17 protein-coding genes and 1 pseudogene are annotated in these 19,795 nt (G+C 53.6%); 5 read left to right on the top strand and 13 right to left on the bottom strand.

What is annotated here, in order from left to right; translation table 11 throughout:
* Positions 1–31: 31 nt before the first annotated feature.
* The 11 genes from ACW6W5_RS09880 to ACW6W5_RS09830 all read right to left on the bottom strand — a co-directional run bounded on the left by ACW6W5_RS09880 (position 32) and on the right by ACW6W5_RS09830 (position 9,508).
* Complete coding sequence (locus tag ACW6W5_RS09880) at positions 32–766, bottom strand: DUF4942 domain-containing protein (protein ID WP_152153996.1); 735 nt, start codon at positions 764–766, stop codon at positions 32–34.
* A gap of 110 nt (positions 767–876) precedes the next feature.
* Positions 877–2,040 (bottom strand): ankyrin repeat domain-containing protein, encoded by a 1,164-nt coding sequence (locus tag ACW6W5_RS09875; RefSeq protein WP_152153994.1) that lies wholly within the window; start codon positions 2,038–2,040, stop codon positions 877–879.
* Entirely contained in the window at positions 2,037–2,882 is an 846-nt protein-coding gene (locus tag ACW6W5_RS09870; RefSeq protein WP_152153992.1) for an RNA ligase family protein, read from the bottom strand. The genes ACW6W5_RS09875 and ACW6W5_RS09870 overlap by 4 nt, the downstream gene beginning before the upstream one ends.
* 100 nt (positions 2,883–2,982) lie before the next feature.
* Positions 2,983–3,489, bottom strand: a complete 507-nt coding sequence (locus ACW6W5_RS09865) for a DNA N-6-adenine-methyltransferase (RefSeq protein WP_152153991.1) — start codon at positions 3,487–3,489, stop codon at positions 2,983–2,985.
* Between the two features lie 116 nt (positions 3,490–3,605).
* Complete coding sequence (locus tag ACW6W5_RS09860; RefSeq protein WP_152153988.1) at positions 3,606–3,941, bottom strand: hypothetical protein; 336 nt, start codon at positions 3,939–3,941, stop codon at positions 3,606–3,608.
* 604 nt (positions 3,942–4,545) lie between these two features.
* Positions 4,546–6,114: a hypothetical protein gene (locus ACW6W5_RS09855; protein WP_152153987.1), complete on the bottom strand. Its 1,569-nt coding sequence runs from the start codon at positions 6,112–6,114 to the stop codon at positions 4,546–4,548.
* On the bottom strand, positions 6,111–6,914 hold the full coding sequence (locus tag ACW6W5_RS09850) for a hypothetical protein (protein WP_152153985.1): 804 nt from the start codon (positions 6,912–6,914) through the stop codon (positions 6,111–6,113). The genes ACW6W5_RS09855 and ACW6W5_RS09850 overlap by 4 nt, the downstream gene beginning before the upstream one ends.
* A complete protein-coding gene (locus ACW6W5_RS09845) occupies positions 6,911–7,732 on the bottom strand; it encodes a hypothetical protein (protein WP_226956697.1) in 822 nt (273 codons plus the stop codon). The genes ACW6W5_RS09850 and ACW6W5_RS09845 overlap by 4 nt, the downstream gene beginning before the upstream one ends.
* Entirely contained in the window at positions 7,732–8,262 is a 531-nt protein-coding gene (locus ACW6W5_RS09840; RefSeq protein ID WP_152153981.1) for a hypothetical protein, read from the bottom strand. Before ACW6W5_RS09840 ends, ACW6W5_RS09845 begins: the two co-directional genes overlap by 1 nt.
* A gap of 20 nt (positions 8,263–8,282) precedes the next feature.
* Positions 8,283–9,371 (bottom strand): COG3904 family protein, encoded by a 1,089-nt coding sequence (locus ACW6W5_RS09835; RefSeq protein ID WP_152153978.1) that lies wholly within the window; start codon positions 9,369–9,371, stop codon positions 8,283–8,285.
* Positions 9,372–9,394: 23 nt separating this feature from the next.
* Positions 9,395–9,508, bottom strand: a complete 114-nt coding sequence (locus tag ACW6W5_RS09830) for a DUF4113 domain-containing protein (protein ID WP_193222857.1) — start codon at positions 9,506–9,508, stop codon at positions 9,395–9,397.
* Positions 9,509–11,214: 1,706 nt separating this feature from the next.
* Between ACW6W5_RS09830 and ACW6W5_RS09825 the strand changes: the two genes are divergently transcribed.
* The 5 genes and pseudogenes from ACW6W5_RS09825 (at position 11,215) to ACW6W5_RS09805 (ending at position 16,967) form a co-directional block, all read left to right on the top strand.
* Positions 11,215–12,501, top strand: a complete 1,287-nt coding sequence (locus ACW6W5_RS09825) for an alpha/beta hydrolase (protein ID WP_226956696.1) — start codon at positions 11,215–11,217, stop codon at positions 12,499–12,501.
* 175 nt (positions 12,502–12,676) lie between these two features.
* Complete coding sequence (locus ACW6W5_RS09820; RefSeq protein ID WP_343199406.1) at positions 12,677–13,711, top strand: radical SAM protein; 1,035 nt, start codon at positions 12,677–12,679, stop codon at positions 13,709–13,711.
* Complete coding sequence (locus tag ACW6W5_RS09815) at positions 13,708–14,748, top strand: hypothetical protein (protein ID WP_152153972.1); 1,041 nt, start codon at positions 13,708–13,710, stop codon at positions 14,746–14,748. Before ACW6W5_RS09820 ends, ACW6W5_RS09815 begins: the two co-directional genes overlap by 4 nt.
* Before the next feature lie 36 nt (positions 14,749–14,784).
* The gene (locus tag ACW6W5_RS09810; RefSeq protein ID WP_193222856.1) at positions 14,785–15,297 is read left to right on the top strand and encodes a hypothetical protein; all 513 of its coding nucleotides are present in this window, start codon (positions 14,785–14,787) and stop codon (positions 15,295–15,297) included.
* A gap of 432 nt (positions 15,298–15,729) precedes the next feature.
* Positions 15,730–16,967, top strand: a pseudogene (locus ACW6W5_RS09805) (IS256 family transposase).
* Between the two features lie 174 nt (positions 16,968–17,141).
* Here the strand turns inward: ACW6W5_RS09805 and ACW6W5_RS09800 are convergent.
* Both ACW6W5_RS09800 and ACW6W5_RS09795 read right to left on the bottom strand, forming a co-directional pair.
* On the bottom strand, positions 17,142–17,924 hold the full coding sequence (locus ACW6W5_RS09800) for a hypothetical protein (RefSeq protein WP_152153969.1): 783 nt from the start codon (positions 17,922–17,924) through the stop codon (positions 17,142–17,144).
* Complete coding sequence (locus ACW6W5_RS09795) at positions 17,924–19,147, bottom strand: DUF262 domain-containing protein (protein ID WP_193222855.1); 1,224 nt, start codon at positions 19,145–19,147, stop codon at positions 17,924–17,926. The genes ACW6W5_RS09800 and ACW6W5_RS09795 overlap by 1 nt, the downstream gene beginning before the upstream one ends.
* Positions 19,148–19,795 lie beyond the last annotated feature (648 nt).

Below are 19,795 nucleotides of genomic sequence, written 5' to 3'. Positions count from 1 at the left end.
ATTCCCCAGTTAAGCACGTTCGGCTTCACTGTCAATTACCCCTCAATTTTCTCCTCGGGGGAAGAGCGCCGGGGCAATGAGCAAGATAGATCGCGTTGGCTTGATCGACCAAATCTTGTCGCTTGAATACGATATGGGCTGTGTTCGCTCCGGGATAGAACGCAAACTCCATGTAGGGGCGAACATTGTCAATACTCAACTTATGCCGCCCTGGGTACTCAACTCCATCCAGCACAAAGAACGAACGAACCAGATCAATCATGACATCCCTTGTCAACACATTCGAAGGTGAGGCATGGTCAACAATCACCTTATTGCCCAACATATGATGTTGGTTTGTTCGCCAATCCCCGCACAGCGCATCAATAGATTCAACCAACCCCCTTTCCAACTCTTTCTGGCTCAAGGCGCGGATTTGATTAAAAATCCTTAGAGCATTGTCGGCGGTGAACGCCATGAAATCGTTGTTCTGGATTTGCGAGTTAAGCGTACGCTCTTCCTTGACCCTCATACAGTCGTACAGCTTGAAGTGATTGAGATATTGAAACCACGCTGTCTTCGTTGCTGTACGTGACAACTCTTCAGATGCATTGTCTTCGTTGTGATTTATGCGATATAAGGTCTCTGTAAGCAGACAGTAACACCCTGCCGCCCCCATGTCGGCTTGCAAGCTCTTCCACTCGGCGAAAAAGGAGTTGAACCGCGCCTGCATTTGTTCGTGTTTGCCGAATATATTTTTCGCATACGCTGCTGGCAATTCGTCCATAATATCTCCATTATTTGTTTGGAGATGGATTAAAGCAGCTTAATTGCATTTGTCAACACCAACACAAAAAGCCCGTAAATGCTTTAAGTTTGTACGCTCAGGCGCTATTGTTACGTTTTGCGCAAACGCGGCCTCGAGATCTTCGAATCGGAATCCGCGTGATCGGCCAACATGTTTTGAACTGTATTTGGATCATGGATAGCCACGCCCTTTGCTTGTGCGTATTCAATGGCCGATTGACCTTCGTTGTTCTTATGCAAGGGGTCAGCACCCGCATCTATAAGCAACGAGATCCGATCTTTTACAGACCAATTGTTGTTCTCAACTGCGTACATCAAGGGTGTTTCGCCGTTGTCGTCCCGACAGTTGGGATCAGCCCCAGCCTCCAAAAGAACCTTCAGCGTTTCAGCGCTCCCGTCGCGCGCGATAAAGTGGATTGGCTGGCATCGATTGTGGTTCTCAGCATCAATGAGAGCACCTGCGGCAATCAACGTGGTCGCAACCGCTGGGCTTTGAAGACTGAAGTGCAGCGCGGTATTCCCCGCCGATGATTGCGCATCAACGTCCGCCCCCAGTGCTATGAGCCTGGCCACACCCTTGCTGTCGTCGTGGCCAGCGCGCAGTTGCAAAATCGTTTGACCGTTTTTGTCGCGCACATCGATATCGGCACCTGCCTCCACCAGCCGCTCAGCTAACGACCAACGAGGGTGCTGATCAAAGCCCACCCGCTGCAATGGTGTCTTTCCCTCTCGGTCGGTTGCGTTCGCGTCTGCACCATGGGCTAAGCAAACCTCAACAGCGTTCGCGCTTTTTAGATCACAAGCCACATGCAACAAAGTGTCGCCATACTGGGTTGTCGCGTGGATGATTTTGTCCCGGCCAAACTCTTGGATCATCGCTTCGATGCGTCCTGGACCACTTCCGAGACACAGACCAACCGCAAAATCATGGTTCATATGCGTGCCTTTTTTAAGTGTGGGTACCGGCTCAGCAGACTGCTTTTCCTTGTCAACGGCTTCTTTGTTCAACAAACGGAAATGTTCCTCTACTTTTTCAGGGTTGTGCTCAACGTCAATCAACTGATCGAGCGAGTGAACTGCCGCAACTTGCTTATCTTTGACGATATACAAATGCGACTGTGCTTGAGGGGTGAGGCTATGCTTTTGCACACTGGCGTGTGTCATCAAGCAGTATCCGTTGATTTCCACCACACCTTGCTGTGCTGTTTCACGCTCGCGCTGCCGCCCCAATTGCTCTTGATCTGCTCTGTTCATGCAACCTCCTTCCGAACGAAGACGGCGGCAATGGCTTGGCTGATCAATTGTTTTTCCTTACCATCAAAATCAAGATCAAGCCCATCCTTGCCCATATCAACGGCAATGTCCTGCGCAATCATCTGAATGTACTGACTGAATTTTTGCCGCTCAAATGGTCCCTCTTTGCTCACCACTGCACGCACACGGTTGTCCGTGATGTACAGCACGTACTGGCGACTGAAGCCTGTACGAACCACTTTTTCAACGAACAAATCGTTTTTGTGCTTGTAGACTTCGCCGGTTTCGTCACAGCGCAATATATTCCCTTCACAGGTGCAAGAACCATCAACCAACGTTGGGTATTTGTTCCTTTCGTTCATCACGTCCGCAAATGTTCCTGACGTCACGAGAGGTGCTTTCTTTAGTCCCTCCAACTGCATCACTTGCAGGTAAGGAAGGCGCGCTCCATCTGCGATCAGATCAAACGCGTAGAAATCCAGCGCACCGTATTCCGCATTGTCTTGGACTTTCAGATTGCCGTTTACACCAGCGAGTTCTCCAAAGACACGCAGCACCTGCCCAGGACGAATAACTCCTTGGCTGGTTAATCTGCCATGGTTGGCGACAACAATGTCTTTGTAGCGTTCAAAAACAATGCTGTGTCCGAAGAACTCTTCATCGGTCAGTAAGCGGTTGCGTGAGGCCACACGCACATCCAGGCCATTCGTGATGAACTGGTAGTTTGCTCCGTGGATCTTCTCAACAGCGTACCAGTGGCCCGTGCTGCGCAAACAGCGCATTTTAATGTTTTCACTCAATGTATCGATTGTTGGATATCGCTCAAATTCTATCACTTGCATATCAACTCCAATTTGTTTTGTGCATTTCACAAATAACAAAGGAATTGATACTGTCAAGCTCGTCGTGATTTCTGAGCCGCTGGGGCACACGCAAGTTCGCTCAGTTCAAATCAAAATACTTTCCAACGACCGCTCCAGATTTGATTGCGGCTTTCAGTTGCTCTTTAGCAAAAGGACCATATGCGATCAGAAGCGAACCTGCAGGCGGTGCCTCCGCAGTCGCGCCGTCGGCGGTGCAATACTTGATCCTTCCACGGTGAACCAGCATTGCGCTGGCGTTTGGGTGGTTCAGCACGCTGTCGTGCATCCAGGCAACTTCCATGCGAGCCATAACCAGTGCGATGCCATGGCCGTGCCCGGCCATTTTGCTCATCCACTGCGCCTGGCCCTTACCAAATGGTGGATTCATGAAGACGTACGCACCACTCCCCCAAGGTGTTTTCAACCCATCGTCACTGGGCTTGAGCATGGTGCGTGCGGTCTGCCACGGCATGCCCTGCTGTGGGGTAGCGGGGTCCAGATCGAACGGCCCTAAGGCGTCAACTATGGCTCGTGGTGTAAGCCAAGTGGTGGTTGTGTTTTCTGATCGTTGGAATGCCACGCCCATAGATGTCTCTTGCTGTAGGTAATTTCCTAGCAAAACAGATAGCGGCGCGCAGTCAAGCTAACCTCAGACAAGGAAAGGCCCGCAATTGCGGGCCTTTTGTATTTGTGCAAGCGCGATCACTGCGCAATTACGTTGTCGCAGCTTTGTCGCCCTGCTGCTTGAATGTGATGAAAAGCGGATTGGTCATCGATCAACGCGGTGTATTCCAGCGCTTTCGCGAACACACCAGCGGTTTCCGCAATCAATGCCATATCGGCGTCGCTCTTGAATTGAAGAAACGCATGAACTTGCGCGATCTTCCGCGCGGTGTTGCGGGGCGGTGCATCGTCAAATTGCTGATAGGTCAACGTGCCTAAACACTGAGCAGCGTCGATTTGTTCCGCAGCAAAAGCGCTTCCTGAAACTGCCATCAATGACACAGCGAGAAACGATGTAATTTTGGTCGAAATCATAGAATTCCTTTATGAGTTAGCAGAAGCTCAGCTAATCAGGTAATTTTATGATGTCAAGCTCAAGGCATATGATCGCCCGCGCAGTGTGCGCCAACATGCGTAGGGCATACTTTATTCAGCAGTTGCTTCGCGGGTTAAATCCTACGCCTATTGGCTGGCGAAACGCTGTCTGTATTGATGGCAGCACGCAGCAGGCCATTCTGTTGCTTACACATTTTCTCCTCAAATATTTGAGCAAAAACCTTAATTGCATACGGAATGGGAAATGCTCACATTCCGGCAGCCTGCTGCGGGACCCTATCAACACTTGCCACGCACCCTTGATAATTATAACAACGGTGTCAAAATAGCCCTGCAATCTCACCCGCAGCAAGGAAGAAATGCACCATAAATCTATTTAAGGAACAATTATGGACACTAATACAGCAATAATTTTAGGTATCGCGCTAATCATGAATACACCGAATGACAAGCTAAGGCTCATATTGAAGCTTGCGAGGGAAGTCATCAACAGGTTTAAATGAGAAAACCGGCGAAAGCCGGTTTTTCGTTGTTTAGGCTTGTGGAACTACACGCAGGATTGACGTACGCACACCCACCACCGTTACATGGTACGAGTAAACTTGCTTATACCATCCGCATTGACGAAGTACAGAGTGTCTGTTCCGAACAAAGCGACCTGCTGATCAACGAATTGGTCGGGCGTTCCGCCCATATGATTGAGCATGATGCAGGAACCCTTGGCATTAACGCTTTGTGTGCTGAATCCAACGATGGCTTCCCCACTGTGAGTTGTCACCCAACGTTCAAACCCACTGTCGCGCATCGCATATCTCACGCGGATGTAAGCGTTGACCGTAGCTAATTCCTCACCTTTAAATTCTAACGACGCCATCTTCAAAGCCAAATCGGTAAACTGTTCAAGTTGATCGCGTGGTGCACCTGCCATAATTTTTATGTTATGAGCAACGATTTTTAGGTGTTCGTGATCGTGGCCGTTAATCAGCTCTACTAAGTGCGGGAACCTTCTTTCCACATCACTGACAGGGGTAACTGCACGCAATTCTTCAGGCTCATTGGGCGTTGCGGTCAATTCCTCCTGATCTACGGAATGCTCCCGCAATTCCTCGGCAACATCGACAATTTGTCGTGTGCGCACATCGATGTAAAAAGCCGTATCGAAATCCACATCGCCCACAATCTGGAATGCATTGCCATCAACCAACGGCTCTTCACCAAAGAAGATGTAATTTTTTCCGAGATGGAAAGCTTGTATAATCTTGTCATCACCCGTGTTGGCTTTCAGATTTGAAAATGGGTTGCTTTCGTTGAAATTCACTCCGGCGATTTCATGCAAGTGCCGAGTGGCGATCAGAAGCGAGGCGATGGCACAATGGCGAAGGTTGTTGTCGTCAACATCATCCGTTCCACGCAGGTACAAGCCCTTTATGACACCCTCTAAAATATTATCCGAATTGTTTCTGAAGATAGACGCCGCTTGTTGTCTGGCTTCGCGGATTGTGGTGGGTGCTTTGTACTGATTTGCGAATTGGGCGAGTTGATCAAAACGTGAACCCAGGACTTCGCCGGAATTTTCATTGGCATCAATTGGAATTTGACTCATGATTGCCCGCATCATTCCATCCATATCCCCAGCCGCTGATGTTTCATGTAGAGACTTGATCAAGTCTTCCGTCTCTTCCGCATCATTGTCAACGTCTGGGGGAGAAATAGTTTCAAATGTCTCCACCCACTTTGCTTGATATGCATCGAAACTATCAAAGACGCAAACCATCAAATCCGCGTATGAAATTACAGCATATCGACCACTTAGCAAACCCACGTCAACATCAGCTCTGTCAGAAAGTTTTGCAGTGAACGCGACAATGTTTCCTGTCTTAGAGTCCACCATACCTACGACACTACGATCTTCATCTCTGACCGGGTGCAGCTCTGCTGATGGGTCCCACATGCTTAGCAACTTTTGCGCTTCGATGGTCATCCATACGTGTTTGGAGATCAGGTCTCCATTGCGCAATAGGCTGTCCCTGGACACTTCTGCAGTTTGTTGTTCGCGCAGCGCAGAAGCGACGCGATCCCGGACTTGCTCGTCATCGCTCGTGATGACCTCACGAAAAGCGCTGTCAATTTTCTTCCATCCTGCCTGGCTCATTTTTTCTCCTCGGTGTGAATCACGGCGAGGACCTCACCCGTCCTCCCATCAACTATGCCGACAGCGACAAGGTCAGCGAGGACAACCGATTTCTCAACAGCAAAACTGACCGGGCTGTCCATAGTTGCTGCGTGGACATCCGTTCCCTTGGCCACCAAGGGGCTTCGTAAGCGGTACTGGTAGACAATCGCGGCGTGGGGCTTCACCTCACGGGCAACACTGGTCTCCATAGGCATGGAGAACGCCTTGGACGGGAATGCGCTCTTAAAACGATGGTATTGCAGCTGCTGATGGAACGCGCCCATCTGGGTCGTGGTGAAGCCAACCGACGCGGTCTTGCTGGTGGAACTGATCCCATCGACGCTGACGCCTAGGGCGTTTGTCAGCACTCTATCGGCAAGCACGGTGTCCCATTCGTCCGACACAACATCACGCACGGTTATTTTGCCAGTAGATGAGCGGAACGCACGGGTGCCGGACGCTGCCTCCACGTTCACCCATAGCAGTTGCTTGTCAGCGTCGTAGTCAAAAATTGCTTGATCCGCGATTGGGGACACGCACAACTGCCCTTCCCTCGCAGGCGCGGGGAGGGAGGCAACGAACGCATCGATCTGCGCTGAGTGTTGATCGGTGCTGAGGAATTCGTCCTTCACCGGAGCGTCTCCGAGCACCTTTGCCAGTTCACGCGTTGCATGGGTTCCAACCGTTGAGCCAACCTCCAAGATGCACGGCTGAGACAGCGGTACCGTGGCGGCATCGGGACTCCCTGCTCCCAGTGCGGCAAGTACAAGCCATTTCATTGTTGGACATCCTTTTCATTTGGTGGATCAAGCCACTTAGGCCGTGTGGCAAAGCTACCGCGTTCAACAATTTCGGCAAGGTGCACGATTTTCTCATGGCGAGCTTGTCGCGGAGCACGGGATGTAAACCCCTCTAAAGCCGCTTTCGCCGCTGGTATATCACCCCGGCCTACGTACCACTCAACGATGTATGCGATAAACGAGGGGCTAAGAGGTGTGTACGCGTCCATTGCTTTGAGTACCTCGCCAAAGCGCCCAGTCTCGGTTCTATGGGGATCAAGCGCGTACTGCATCGCAAGAGCTTGCTGAGCCGTTTCGAAGATCTGACGTGCGGGCTTCTTATGGCGGACCATTCGATAGAAAGGACGGATCGCCTCCTTCTTTGCGCGCTCTTCTTCAAGTGCGGCGTAGTCCATACCACGATGAAAGCTGCTTTGATTGAGGAGCTTGGTGTTGTACATCTCAAGCATCTGTTCAAAAATGGCTTGGGCGTGGGCGTCGGTCATGCCGACAGCCAATATAGCAACACGGTAATCTCCACCAAGTTGCTCTCGGACGAACCACTCCCAGGCATAACCTCCGTTCTTCTGCCACGCACGCGCGCCACGGCCATATCCAGCGTAGAAGGGAATGCCCTCAGCATCCACGTGCAGCCATGCGTAGTTCTTGTTGCAGTGCGGGCTTCCCATCCACTGCGTTTGCGTAATGCATGCTTCTTCTGAGTATGTCGCAAGCAACGTCACATCCACCTCAATTCTGGATGCGCCAGAGGCCTTCGCTTGTGACACCAATGCCTCAACGTCAACAATTTTGAACATCACCGTACGCGTAGCTTTGCATAGGCGATCAGCGTGGTTTCGGTATCCTGCAAGCGTACGCGGTACTTGCTTCGCACCTGGGCAATTTCTTGCGGTGTTATATGCGCGGTCGCTTGCTCAATTCGTACGTTAATCTTTGCCATTTCCTGTTCAAAAACATCAGCGTCAATTCGTCCGTTCATGACATCAAGATAGACTTTGGACCGGTCGTCAAAAAACGCCCGCACCTCAACTGCACGGGTTGCCAAGCCCGACAGCATGACGTTGGACGTACCTGCGACCTTCAAGACCCATTGCATGTCGCTCTTGCTTTTGACAGCAGGGATTAGCTTCGTATCGACGTGGGCTGACATACCCAAGCCCAACGACACCAGCACAATCTGCTGTTCAAGGGTCGGCAGTTCCTTCACCCAAGCCGAAGTCACGGCCCAATTCTCTGAGTTCTCTGGTTCATCAGAGCCCTTGGCTGTGGGCACGAGCGCCAGCAACAAAAAGACAAGGACCATACAATTGCGTTGAACAGCGTACACGGCAAATCCTTTTTTGAACGTTATCTATTAGGTTTAGAACAACCGCGCTGAACCCAGGTGATGATTCGCGCATCACACAACTCATCTTCCCGCCCTTCAACCATCGTCATCCCATCTGGTGGTGAGCTCCACATGCGCTGAAGAACGTACCTTGGATCAACACCCATCTCAGTCGTGTAGTCGAAGATCGCACGATATATTGGGTGATCCAGCGGCACAGCATTTCTTTTTTCATCTGCAACTTGATGAAAGCCCAAGTCTCCGTATGGCGACCAGTTGAGTCGCTCCACACCGCTCATGAAGACCAATGGGCATGCGGAATAGCAGTTGTTCCACAATGATGTCTCCAAGCCCTTGTTGCGAATGTATCGGCCAGCCGCGATTGCTTCAACCACATACCCGCCGCCACTTCCCAATGCAACCTGCTCGACCTTCGGATTAGCTTCAACTGCATCAATAACTTTTTGCGCAAAGCCCTTCTCGATATCTCCTAAAACTTGCAGAACCCTGCCCTCGCCTCTAATTACATAGAACGACGACTGCCCTGTTTGGGCGATTACGGCATCGCTCGAAATACCAAATTGCCCAACGCAATCCAAGTTCCATTCGATGACGCGCTCGTCGTGAGCTTGGCCGATAATGCCGGTCGCTACACTTTCAAAGTTGCCCAACGAAACGGCAATTACGCGCAGATCCTGAGCGTTATCGGTCGTGGCGGTGACGTAGTCGGGGTCGTACGTCATCACGGTGCCAGCGATATATTTGTCTTGCTTTAGCAGCCGCCCAAGCACGTAACATGAGTGTTCGGGTATGTGGTATTCGTTGTAGTACGTACCGACATGGTTGTAGTCGTTGATTGCCACTGCGGCCGCCCACAACTTGTCATGCAGTACCTTATTGTCTTTCATCTGCCGGCGCAGATCCTTGACCACGTCGGACACGTCAGCAGAAGCCGACTCTTCGGGCGCTGGCTCCTCCGCTGGCTCTTCTTCGGGCACAGGAGCAGGCTCAAGCACCGCTGGCGGGGCAACCGGAGGCGTTGGCGGCGGGGCCGACTGATCGCAAGCTCCCAAAATGGAAATGATGGCAAGCCCGAAAATCCGTTTCATCTTGTGCCCTTTGGTCCAGTGGTCTAACCCACTTTAAGGATCTCATTCCGTTTAGTGGTGTAGGCAAGCGCCAAGTGCTCCTGACGCATGGCCCATGCTGCCTCATCGGCCTGCGATTGAATAGCTGAAGAGGCCATTCGCATGCTTCAACGGCCGAATTTTCGGCTGGATCCGCCTGGCACAGCAAACTGGTCTCCGTTCATGGGGATGTGCTCTTTGGCGGCGGATGAGCGCGGTGCGTTCGGTTCGCTGCAGGAGTAAGGAGGCAAGGGGCGCGTTGGGATTAGACGCATTGGATCATTAGTTCACTTTCAAAACTTCATCCCAACGCGTTGTGTGGGCAGTTAAAAAATACTCTTGACGCATGGCCCAGGCTGGGTTGCTCTATGGCGCACTGCTGGACGATCCGAAGGACATGCTGCCCAGCTTCGAGCGGCTCTGGCATCGTCACTTGGAACAAGTCCTCAGACATCATCCTCCGAGACGCTAGCGCCGGACGCCATGTCCGCTTCCGGCCAGAGGCGGACGCTCCAGGCCTGCGCAACTGCTCTTGCAATACCCTTCCGCAACAGGTGAAGGCAGCGGCGATGACTAGGAGCCGTCATGAGGAGCCCTCATGCGAGGCGATACGCGCGCTTCGCCTCTGCAGCAGTCGCCCGATACTCATACTTGAACTCAACGCTTCCCAAGCAATCGCTTCTAGGAGCTCTGTCGATAACATCGATGGTCACTTGAGAATTCTCATGAAAGGCGTGCCTCCGCTGCCCTTCGGCCTTCCATACCGTAGTTGGTTCTGGCGGTTGCGCAAATGGACAACGTGGATCACTGCCCATCGCCCGCCGTCAGTTCTTCAAGGCATTATCCAACGCCTTATCCAGCGCCCCGAGCTCCTGTCCATTTGTATGCGCAACGGCGCAAGTGCGCTACAAGCACCTGTCGTAATGCCAAGCCGCCCGAGGGCTAGCTAACCAAGGCGCACGACGCAGCTACCATACTTTGCAGACTGGACGTCTCAACACCAGAGGCACCGTTGGGCCAGGAGCTGAAAGTGACAACCAACATAGGGATCGCCCCCGAAGCGACGTTTGAAGATTTGAACTCGCAAATCAGAAAACATCCGCGTAGTCCACTTCTGAGTGCATTCTCGCGGCCTTGCCAATCTGGACAATGGGGCACTGTCTCAGCCGAGCGAAGCCGATACCCACCAAATTCCGAGTGAATTTTCTATAGACGACGTCTCGCGCCCTCAGATTGAGGTGACTATTGTCTTAGAGCCTCACCTCGAGAAATTGCCCCACCTACGAAGTGCAGCGTACCGTGCAGGATAAGTTGGCTCTCGGCATCTTCCGTGAGTCCTGACAACTGATCAAGTCCGCATGTGTTATCTGAGCCATCACAGTAGCTCAAGGATCGGCGACGTCCGTACGCTCGTTGAAGTCCTAAGACCAAGCAATGCAAAGGTGCGGAAACCAAGAAGCATTACCGAGATTCACGCGCGTCACGTATCGTGACGAAGTTCACAAAGCTTCGCATCATCTCGATCCTCCAATTGCGCCCTGTCAGACGTTTCCTCAAACGCATGATGAGCAATTGGTCAATTCACGGATCTGACGTTACGCGAAAGCCTGCACCTGCGTGCGAGCGGTTACAAGGCAAGGATCGCTGCCACCTCCAAAGGACGTGTCTTGACCTTCTCAGTCGTATGCATCCATGATGGAGGCATTCAGGATGAACCGCGTATGCACGGGCCTGCCCCGACGAATTCGCTAGGACGGGGTCGGTGAACGCTCTCACGTCGTTGCTAGCTGCCTCCGTTGGGCAGCTTCAAGATGGAGCTACAGCAATGAAGAAGCGCATTGGGACGTTGATGTTGTCACTAACGATGCTTGCTCACTCAGCGTTCGCTACAGAGCCAGAGCAGGTGGCCGCCCGCTTGCTCGACCACATCGAGGCTAAGCGCATCGCTGAAGCCGAAGCAATGTTCACTCCACAACTGGCCCAAGCGGTGCCGGCGGAATCTCTCAGAACATTGTGGAGTTCATTGGGAGCACTGGAGAGTCGCGGCCAGCCAGTGACCAGCTCTCATGAAGACATGCAGCTGGTGCTAATGCCATTGCAGTTCAGCAATGGTCGATTTGTTGCACAAGTGGTGGTCGACAAACAGGAAAAAATCGCCGGGCTGATGCTGCAGCCCGCCGCGCCAGAAAGAGCCGCGCCGCCCCCGGTCGACGCCAGCTACCACGACATCGATTTTGTTGTTCCACAGGCGCGCGGCGCGCTTCCGGGCACGTTATCACTGCCAAACGGAGAAGGTCCGTTTCCCGCCATTCTGCTGGTCCATGGCTCAGGACCGCAGGACCGTGACGAAACCGTTGGACCAAATCGGCCTTTCTTGGACATCGCGCGCGGTCTTGCCGCGCAGGGAATCGCTGTGCTTCGATACGACAAACGAAGCTATGCACGCCCTCAAGATCTAGGTGGCGACTTCAGCATTGATGATGAAACCACTGACGATGCAGTTGCCGCGCTCGCAGCATTGAGCGCTGATCGACGCATAGATAGAAGTCGCCTTTTTGTACTGGGCCATAGTCAAGGCGCGATGCTAACGCCGCGCATCGCCCAGCGATCACACGACGTAAGAGGTGCAATCCTGTGGGCCGCGCCCGCGCGGAGCTTGCTGCAGATTATTCCAGAACAGACCCGCCGCCTCCTTCAAATCGAAGGACAGCTTGGGCCGAAGGAGGAAGAGCAGCTGGCCATGCTGGATACACAAATCGCGGCTGCTTTAAGTGATCAGGAAATAGAGGCCAGCAAGCTCCCCTTGGGGGTACCCCAATCCTTTTGGAAGAGCATCGAATCGGTGGACGCGCGGAGCGACGCGAGAACGCTCCAAAAACCGTTACTGCTGCTGCATGGTGGCCGCGACTTTCAGATAACAGCTACTGACTGGCGTATGTGGAACGAATCGCTGGAGGGGCAGCGGGACGTGGAATTAAAGGAGTACCCCGCACTCAACCACCTCGGCATTGCGGGCGATGGCCCCGCCTCCGCCCAGGACTACATGCAATCAGGACACGTGGACCCGATACTGATCAACGATGTCGCACGTTGGCTTAATGCGCAACAGTGAGAACGCTGTCGGGCGTGGAACGTCCGCCGGGTTTCACCGGGGAAAAGATGTGTTCGAAGATTTTCGGGGTTTCAATCTTCCGAAGTATTTCTTATGGTAGTTCTGCTGTTTGGACCCGCCGTGGTGTCCACAGGCGGCCCGGATTGGCCCTTGCCAGTAACATGGAGAAGCAAAAATGGATTTATGCGCTACCCAGGTGCTATCGCCCAGGACGCTGACGTTTATCACAACCTATCGTTGTACGGCGGCATGCATCCAGTGCTGTTTTGAGTCGAGCCCGACAGTTAGAGGAAGGCTCAGTCGCGATGAGATGATCACAGCACTTCACGATGCCAAGAGCTCTTTTCCCTCACTATCCGTCATCGTCTTCACGGGCGGCGAGGCTACACTTCTCAAAGATGATCTGATAAGTGTGATATCCGAAGCGACGTCGCTTGGGCTCGGCACGCGAATGGTATCGAATGGGTCCTGGGCGAAGACACGGTCCACCGCGAAGCGCTGGGCGGAAAAGCTTTCTATCGCGGGATTGAAAGAGCTCAATATCAGCTCCGGCAAAGATCACCAGGAGTGGGTGCCTCATTCTTCCGTGGTCAATGCTGCCGAAGCCGGCCTTACTGCAGGGATTCGCGTCCTCGTGACGGTCGAGGCTGACACGGAAGACGGCCGAACAATGACGACCTTTGCCGAGGATCCGACGGTGCGGATGCTCCTGAAGAAGGGTTTGCAACTTCAGTCAAACAGCTGGATGGAGTTCAAGAACGATCAAGCCAAGCGCGAGAATGCGGTTCCACAGCATTTGCGCGTGGCCCCGTGCCAACAGATCCATGACAACATCGTGGTCACGCCCTACAAGGAAGTGGCTGCCTGCTGCGGACTGACACTTGAGCACATTCCAGAAATGAAAGTTGGCCGTCTCGATGATGGTGTCAGCAACGCCTATCTTTCTCAAGCGGACGATTTCCTCAAGTACTGGATCAAGGTCGACGGCCCCGCTGAGATCATCAGGCGCGTGATGGGTGAAGAGAAAGCCGATGAACTGCTGAAAGGATCGGTGCACATGTGCCATGACTGCGCGGTTCTCCACAAAAATAGTGAAGTTCGCGCAAGACTTGAATCGGGTTACGAGGCGTTCATTCCAGAGGTAATGAGTCGCCACGCACTAGGCAAGGCAGTAGACACCCTTTCCCGGCAACAAGGAGCGTTCAAATGAAGCGGCGTAAGTTCATCCAGTCCACTCTCGCAGTCAGTGCTGTTGCATCAATTTCCGGGACGGCGGTTGCCGCAGCCGACACGCGGGTATTTGGCACACCCACAAGCCTCACTGGCGGCACAGATGTCAATGCGACACGCATGCTTCTTCCGCTTTCGCGTAGCGGCATGCCTGCTGCCGGCTGGGATCACTGGTCCAAGTTGAGCGCAGCTGCGGTCGATATGTTTTCCGACGAGAAGAAGCGCTCGCTCTTCAACACCAACCCTAGCCGATATCTTTCCACGCTTGGATTCGACACCAGCAAAGAAACGCTGGACGCGCCATCTCTGGCTCTGCTCGTCGCCCTGTCGGACAGAGATGTACAGGATGCAGCCAAACGTGGTGACTATACGCAAATGTTGAGCTATCTCCAGGCATCTGGCTCGTTGGCGCGTCCAAAAGAGGACGTGCTCACCATGAAGATGCAGCAGGCACTCCAGAGTAATAAAGACATGATCCGCAGCGTGATGGACCTTGCTGGGGACGAGTATCCCGATGCCGAAACTGTACTTGCTTTCATCAAGGCTACTGACAAGCCTCCTACAACAGCAGACCTCGCGGCTCTTGCCAGTGTGGCGGAGCTTCTGCGGACAGCCCCAGGCCAGGCAGTTGTTGGCGCGGCTGTGATTGTGATTGCGGCTGTGGACGCCGTTGTCGGTGTGACCGTCGCTGTGGCCGCATTCACCATGGTTGCCGTTGCGAATAAGGTGCTTGTTGCCGGCAATCAGCTGCCAGCATACAACCATGTGTTCAACGGTCAGCTAAGTCGACTGGACGGTGACATTTGCGATAGTTGCGACGTTGCACATCGTGCCGCTTCAATCTTGGGAGCACCCGGCCTTTACGACGAGCATGCAAAGCTCGTGATAAAGAACGAGGTCCGCTCGTTCCTGCGCGCGATGCGAAACGTCGGCCTTGTCACCTATGACGAAGATGCATTCGAGACGATTGTCGAGGCGACCTACATTTACGGCATGCGATCAATCTCTGCGGAGTAGTGCCCGATGATGTGCCGATCCACGCTGGACGTATCTATGATTCATGCCTATGCGGTTCCTCTCGGCATATGCATGGCAGCAGCCGTGGCTCTGATCGCAGCATGGCTGGTGCTCCGCCAGAGCAGAGCGCCAGCCAAACATGTCGCACTGGGCTCTGCGCTTGCCGTTGTTGTCGCCGTCGCCTTTGGCCTCGTGTACCAAGCACGGACAGCGTACCTGGCCGTCACAGATGGCCAGCTGATTGCTTCCGCAGCGTTTGTCCGACTGCAGCTTCCGCTTTCCAGTGTGTCGTGGCAGGACGCTACCGATGCTTCAGACATTACGCTGCCTAACCGGAGGCTTGGAACCAGCACAGGGGGCGTTGAGCTTGGCAAGTTCCGCATGCACGGCGGTCGCCACGTCTTCGTGCTGCGCACGGATCGTAGCTCTCTTCTCGTCAGAGCCAGAGGGGACACTGATTTGGTTCTGGACCGACGGCTTTACGACCAGCTCAAAGCCTGCTTGGATCAGATGCATGAAACCCGCGGCCATCAAGGAAAACATGAATGATCAGTAAGAAGTACTGGTTCACCAGGAAAAAGTACGGATGGGGCTGGGGGATGCCCTGCGCATGGCAGGGCTGGCTTGTGTACACAGTCGCATTCGGGCTTCTACTGGCGGGTCCGTTTCTGTTCTCTCCATTTCGAGAGCCCATCGCCTTTCAGCTCTACACTTGGGCGATTGTGTTGGCCCTTGTTCTCATCTGCTGGATGAAAGGCGCCCCGCCCGGCTGGCGATGGGGAGAGTAGAAGGGCTGGTATCGCTGTTGTCTGCGTGTGCGACTCGCTCGGTATGGCATGGAAGTATTGCTAAAGAGCGCTGGAAACTGACGCTTGCCCTTGCACCGACGATGTGCAGGCTGCAGGTGCCCTTGCAGTTCGGAGCGAACTGGGAGTGTCAGGAATTTTGTGTTCGGGCATAACATGTTGAAAAGGAACATGTATGCCAACCAAGAAGAAGATGCCCCGGCAAGCTCCGCGTGACCTGCCGACCCTGCCCAAGGAGCTGTGGCGACAGGGACGATGAGTGCCGGGGAGATTGAGGACATCTCCGCAGCGCTGAAGAAGGCCCTGATTGAGCGAGCGCTGGGCGCCGAGCTTGGCCATCACCTGGGCTACGCAACGGGTGCAGAGCGGCCGGCGGAGGCCGGCAACCAGCGCAACGGGAAGGGCAGCAAGACCGTGCTGACCGGCGATTGTCCGCTGCGGCTGGACGTCCCGCGTGACCGGGACGGCAGCTTCCAGCCGATCCTGATTCCCAAGCACGAGCGGCGTTTCACCGGCTTTGACGACAAGATCATTGCCATGTATGCCCGCGGGATGAGCGTGCGCGACATTCGCGCATTCCTTGCCGAGCAATACGGGACCGAGGTCTCTGCCGACTTCATCAGCTCGGTGACCGACGGGGTTCTGGAAGAGGTTGGCCTTTGGCAGCAGCGGCTGTTGGAGCCGATGTATCCAGTGGTGTTCTTCGACGCGCTAAGGGTGAAGATCCGCGACGAAGGCCTGGTGCGCAACAAGGCGATTGGGGGTGCTGCCCGATGGCACCCGGGACATCCTGGGCATCTGGATTGAGAACACCGAAGGCGCCAAGTTCTGGATGAAGGTGTTCAACGACCTCAAAACCCGAGGCTTGGAAGACGTCCTGATCGCGGTGACCGATGGGCTTAAGGGAATGCCGGAGGCACTGGCGGCGGTGTACCCGGCCACGACCCTGCAAACCTGCATCGTGCATTTGATCCCAACAGCCTGGATTTTGCGGGCTGGAAAGACCGCAAGCCACTTGCTGCAGCGCTCAGGCCGATCTACCAGGCCGTCAATGCCGAGGCTGCAGAACGTGCGCTGGCGGCGCTCGAAGCCGCGACTTTCGGCGTGCGCTACCCGACAGTGACTACCCCTTGGAGACGGGCGTGGGACAGGGTAATTCCGTTCTTCGTGTTTCCGCCTGGAATCCGCAAGGTCATCTACACAACCAACGCCATCGAGAGCGTCAACGCGCAGTTGCGCAAAGTGATCAAGACCAGAGGTCACCTTCCCAATGATGAGGCCGCCACCAAGCTGATCTGGCTTGGTTTACGTAACATCACTGCCAAGTGGGGCGGTACCAGCCGCGGGTGGAAGGAGGCGATGAGCCAGTTTGCCGTGCTCTACGGCGACAGGTTCATCCGCTCACCTTATTGAGAAGCCGGGCCACCTGACGGCAGCCGCATAATGTGGGATGGGTGGTAATGAGGAACGACCTTAAAACGGTTTGCATGGAAAAACAGCCATACGCCTCCGGCCTGCAGCTCTGCACCAGTTCGTAAGAGCGTAGCCACGGCAACGGCTATCGCTCGTTACAATTAGTTTCCGCGATCATGACCACGAACCTAGTGCCTTAGTCAAGACACTCTTCAGAGCTTCTGCAGTGAGTTCGAGCAACTCGATGTAGGAGATTACGGCGTCGACTGCAAAGCCAGTCGCCCCGCTCAATGAATGCACAGTCTCATTGCGGCGGTCGTAGAACTCATCCCACTTTGCAATCAGCTTGCTCGAGCACTCGGCTTTAGTGCTAACTCCAAAATAACCCTTGAGCTTCCCATATTCGGCGAGCTGCCCAGTCAGGTCCTTGATCGCAAATCGCCCGAAGATTTCCCTAACCGTTCCGGGCCTAAAGTTATTTGAATGATGCCCGAAAGTCTGGCTATCCAGCTTGCCAGCATCATCATCAACAACGAAGCCCTGCATTGCTCCAAGGGTTACTTTTACCTTGGCGAGCAAGAGCGGCTCCGGAGCGTCGCCCACCAAAATCGATCTTGTGAATTTAAATCTATCCCGAGAGACGGACCAGTATGAGTCTCTAATTGCGTTCCTGCTCTTGGCAGGCATGGTTGAATAATTTTCCATAAGTTGGTTGCCGCACTGGATCGCTTCCTCACGGACGAATTCCTCGAAAGCAGAGGCTAAAAATATCAAGGCCATTGAATTCGCTGTGTTGCTCGTGCTTGCGGCAATCTTGTTGAGATCAATACCAGCTCGTGGGGTAGTTAAAGCCGCAGGGGATCGGCCTGCGGACTCTACGACCGCCATGATCTGGCGTATCTGCTTAGTGCGCTCTTTAAAATCCGCCAAAGCAAACTCGAGATCAGCTGCTGGCATCAGATGAACCGTGCAAACAGTTCGCGGAAGATGGCAATCCGCTTTCGAATGTCCGCCGAAGTGTTAGCCGCGCCAGTCAGCTCGCCACCTTCCCGACGGGCCGTGACCAAACTGCTGTACGCAACTTGAATATCGTTTTTTCGTGTTAGCAGCGTCTCACGCATTTCCCACAACTCGTCAATAGCGACCATCACGCCATCGTAGATTCCAGCGACCGGGCGGTACGCGTGCGACGCACCTGGAGCCGACATTGAGAATGGTTGCCCGTCGAAAAGCTCATCAGCCAACTTCAGCCGTGAAAGGAATTGCGTCCTCATCGCCTCCTTCATCGCGGGTGTGCAATCCGCATTTCTCTCCATACAACGGTCAAGAATGGCCTTCATCGAGCCTTGAATGTGAGAGTCCTCGTTTAATGCAAAGAATCGGAGGACTAGTTGGCAATCACCCATCGTCTTGTAAAGAGTGTTCTTCTGACGCTCCGGCTCCTCATAGTATTCGCTGGGGTCGGACTTTGTATAAGGAGGGATATCCCAAATGCGCGTGAAGGTAGGGTCGCGAGACAGTTCCACGATAAGTGAATTGAAATGCCCCGCATAAATAGCATTACGAATCTCTTGCGCACTTAGGCGCTTTCCTCCAGTGTTAAGCCGCTCAAATACAAATCTTCTCAGCTCGTAGAACCTAGCTGATCCTGACTTCTGAATTCGGCTCTTTGACTCTTGTAGTAAGACGATTGCGGAAATAGACGATCGATCCAGGCCTCGCTTGACCTTCGGCGGAAGTTGAGCATAGGAACGACCGTTGAGGGCCGGAATTATCTGCAATCCGCGAAGGACGAGTCCATTACTCAGGAATTCCTTGATTGCATTCAATCGTTGCTGTCCATCCATCACCTCATAACGCGCCAGATCATTCTCGTAAAAGAATACTGGGGGCACCGGCACGTTAAGTAGCAGGGACTCTATCAGTAGGGATTTCTGAGTGGTCGACCACCTCAACCGTCGCTGGTACTCCGGCCGTAGGTTAACGTCGTCACCGTCCACAATCAGATCTCGGATTTGCGGGAGGAGGAAATTATTAGTTTGGTAGACGACTCGGAACGGCTGGCTTCCGAGCTGGTTATCTACGTCTTCGTCGCTCGCCACGGGATAGTCCGAGGCCGCGGCCTCGGGCGACTCTTCTGAAGCTTCAATGTCTTCCGCTACATCGCGAGGATTGCTCATTTCAAAATTCCGACTCTGCGTGGTTATCGCCATGCTACATCCCTCACGTCGTGAATGGCAGGCTAGATTTACTTCCCCAGGCGTCTAGTGCCCCTGTTGTCGGCAGGCGGCACATTTGGAGGCAGGTTGCTCACCGTTGCCTATGGTTTATTTGTTGTGAAGAACCAGCGTCGGGGCCGAAGGCGAGAATGGGCTTACATCTTGCGCGACCTACCCTGATGGCCGCCAGAACCTCGCAACGCCCGTTCAAGCAGGATCCGCTGACGCTGCTCAGGTGTGGTGCTGGCCAAGGCTTTCAGGTACGGCAGCAGCACGCGTACGGGCAAAACGTAGGTGTCCAACGGTCGTTCGCAGTCACCCATGCCAGCGAGTAGATAGCAGGACCGTGCTATTGCATTGGAAAGGTCATCGAGCGTCTTGGCATTGTCATCGGGAGCTACACCGACGTCTCCGTTGGCACTATCTTGCAGGTATCGCCCTACTTCATAGAAATACATTGGATCAAAGGAAAACACTCTATCCCAAATTGCATCAGTGCATTCCGCCACCGATTTCAATGCATGCTGTTCATCGCACATAAAACCCCATATTTAAAATGTGTACAACCACTTAAACATAGGCATCAGCTCTGTCAAGGTTACGATAATA

Source organism: Stenotrophomonas sp. IS26 (genome assembly GCF_054188265.1).
The sequence above is the reverse complement of the archived record's forward strand: the minus strand, read 5'-3'. Positions and strand labels throughout refer to the sequence as shown.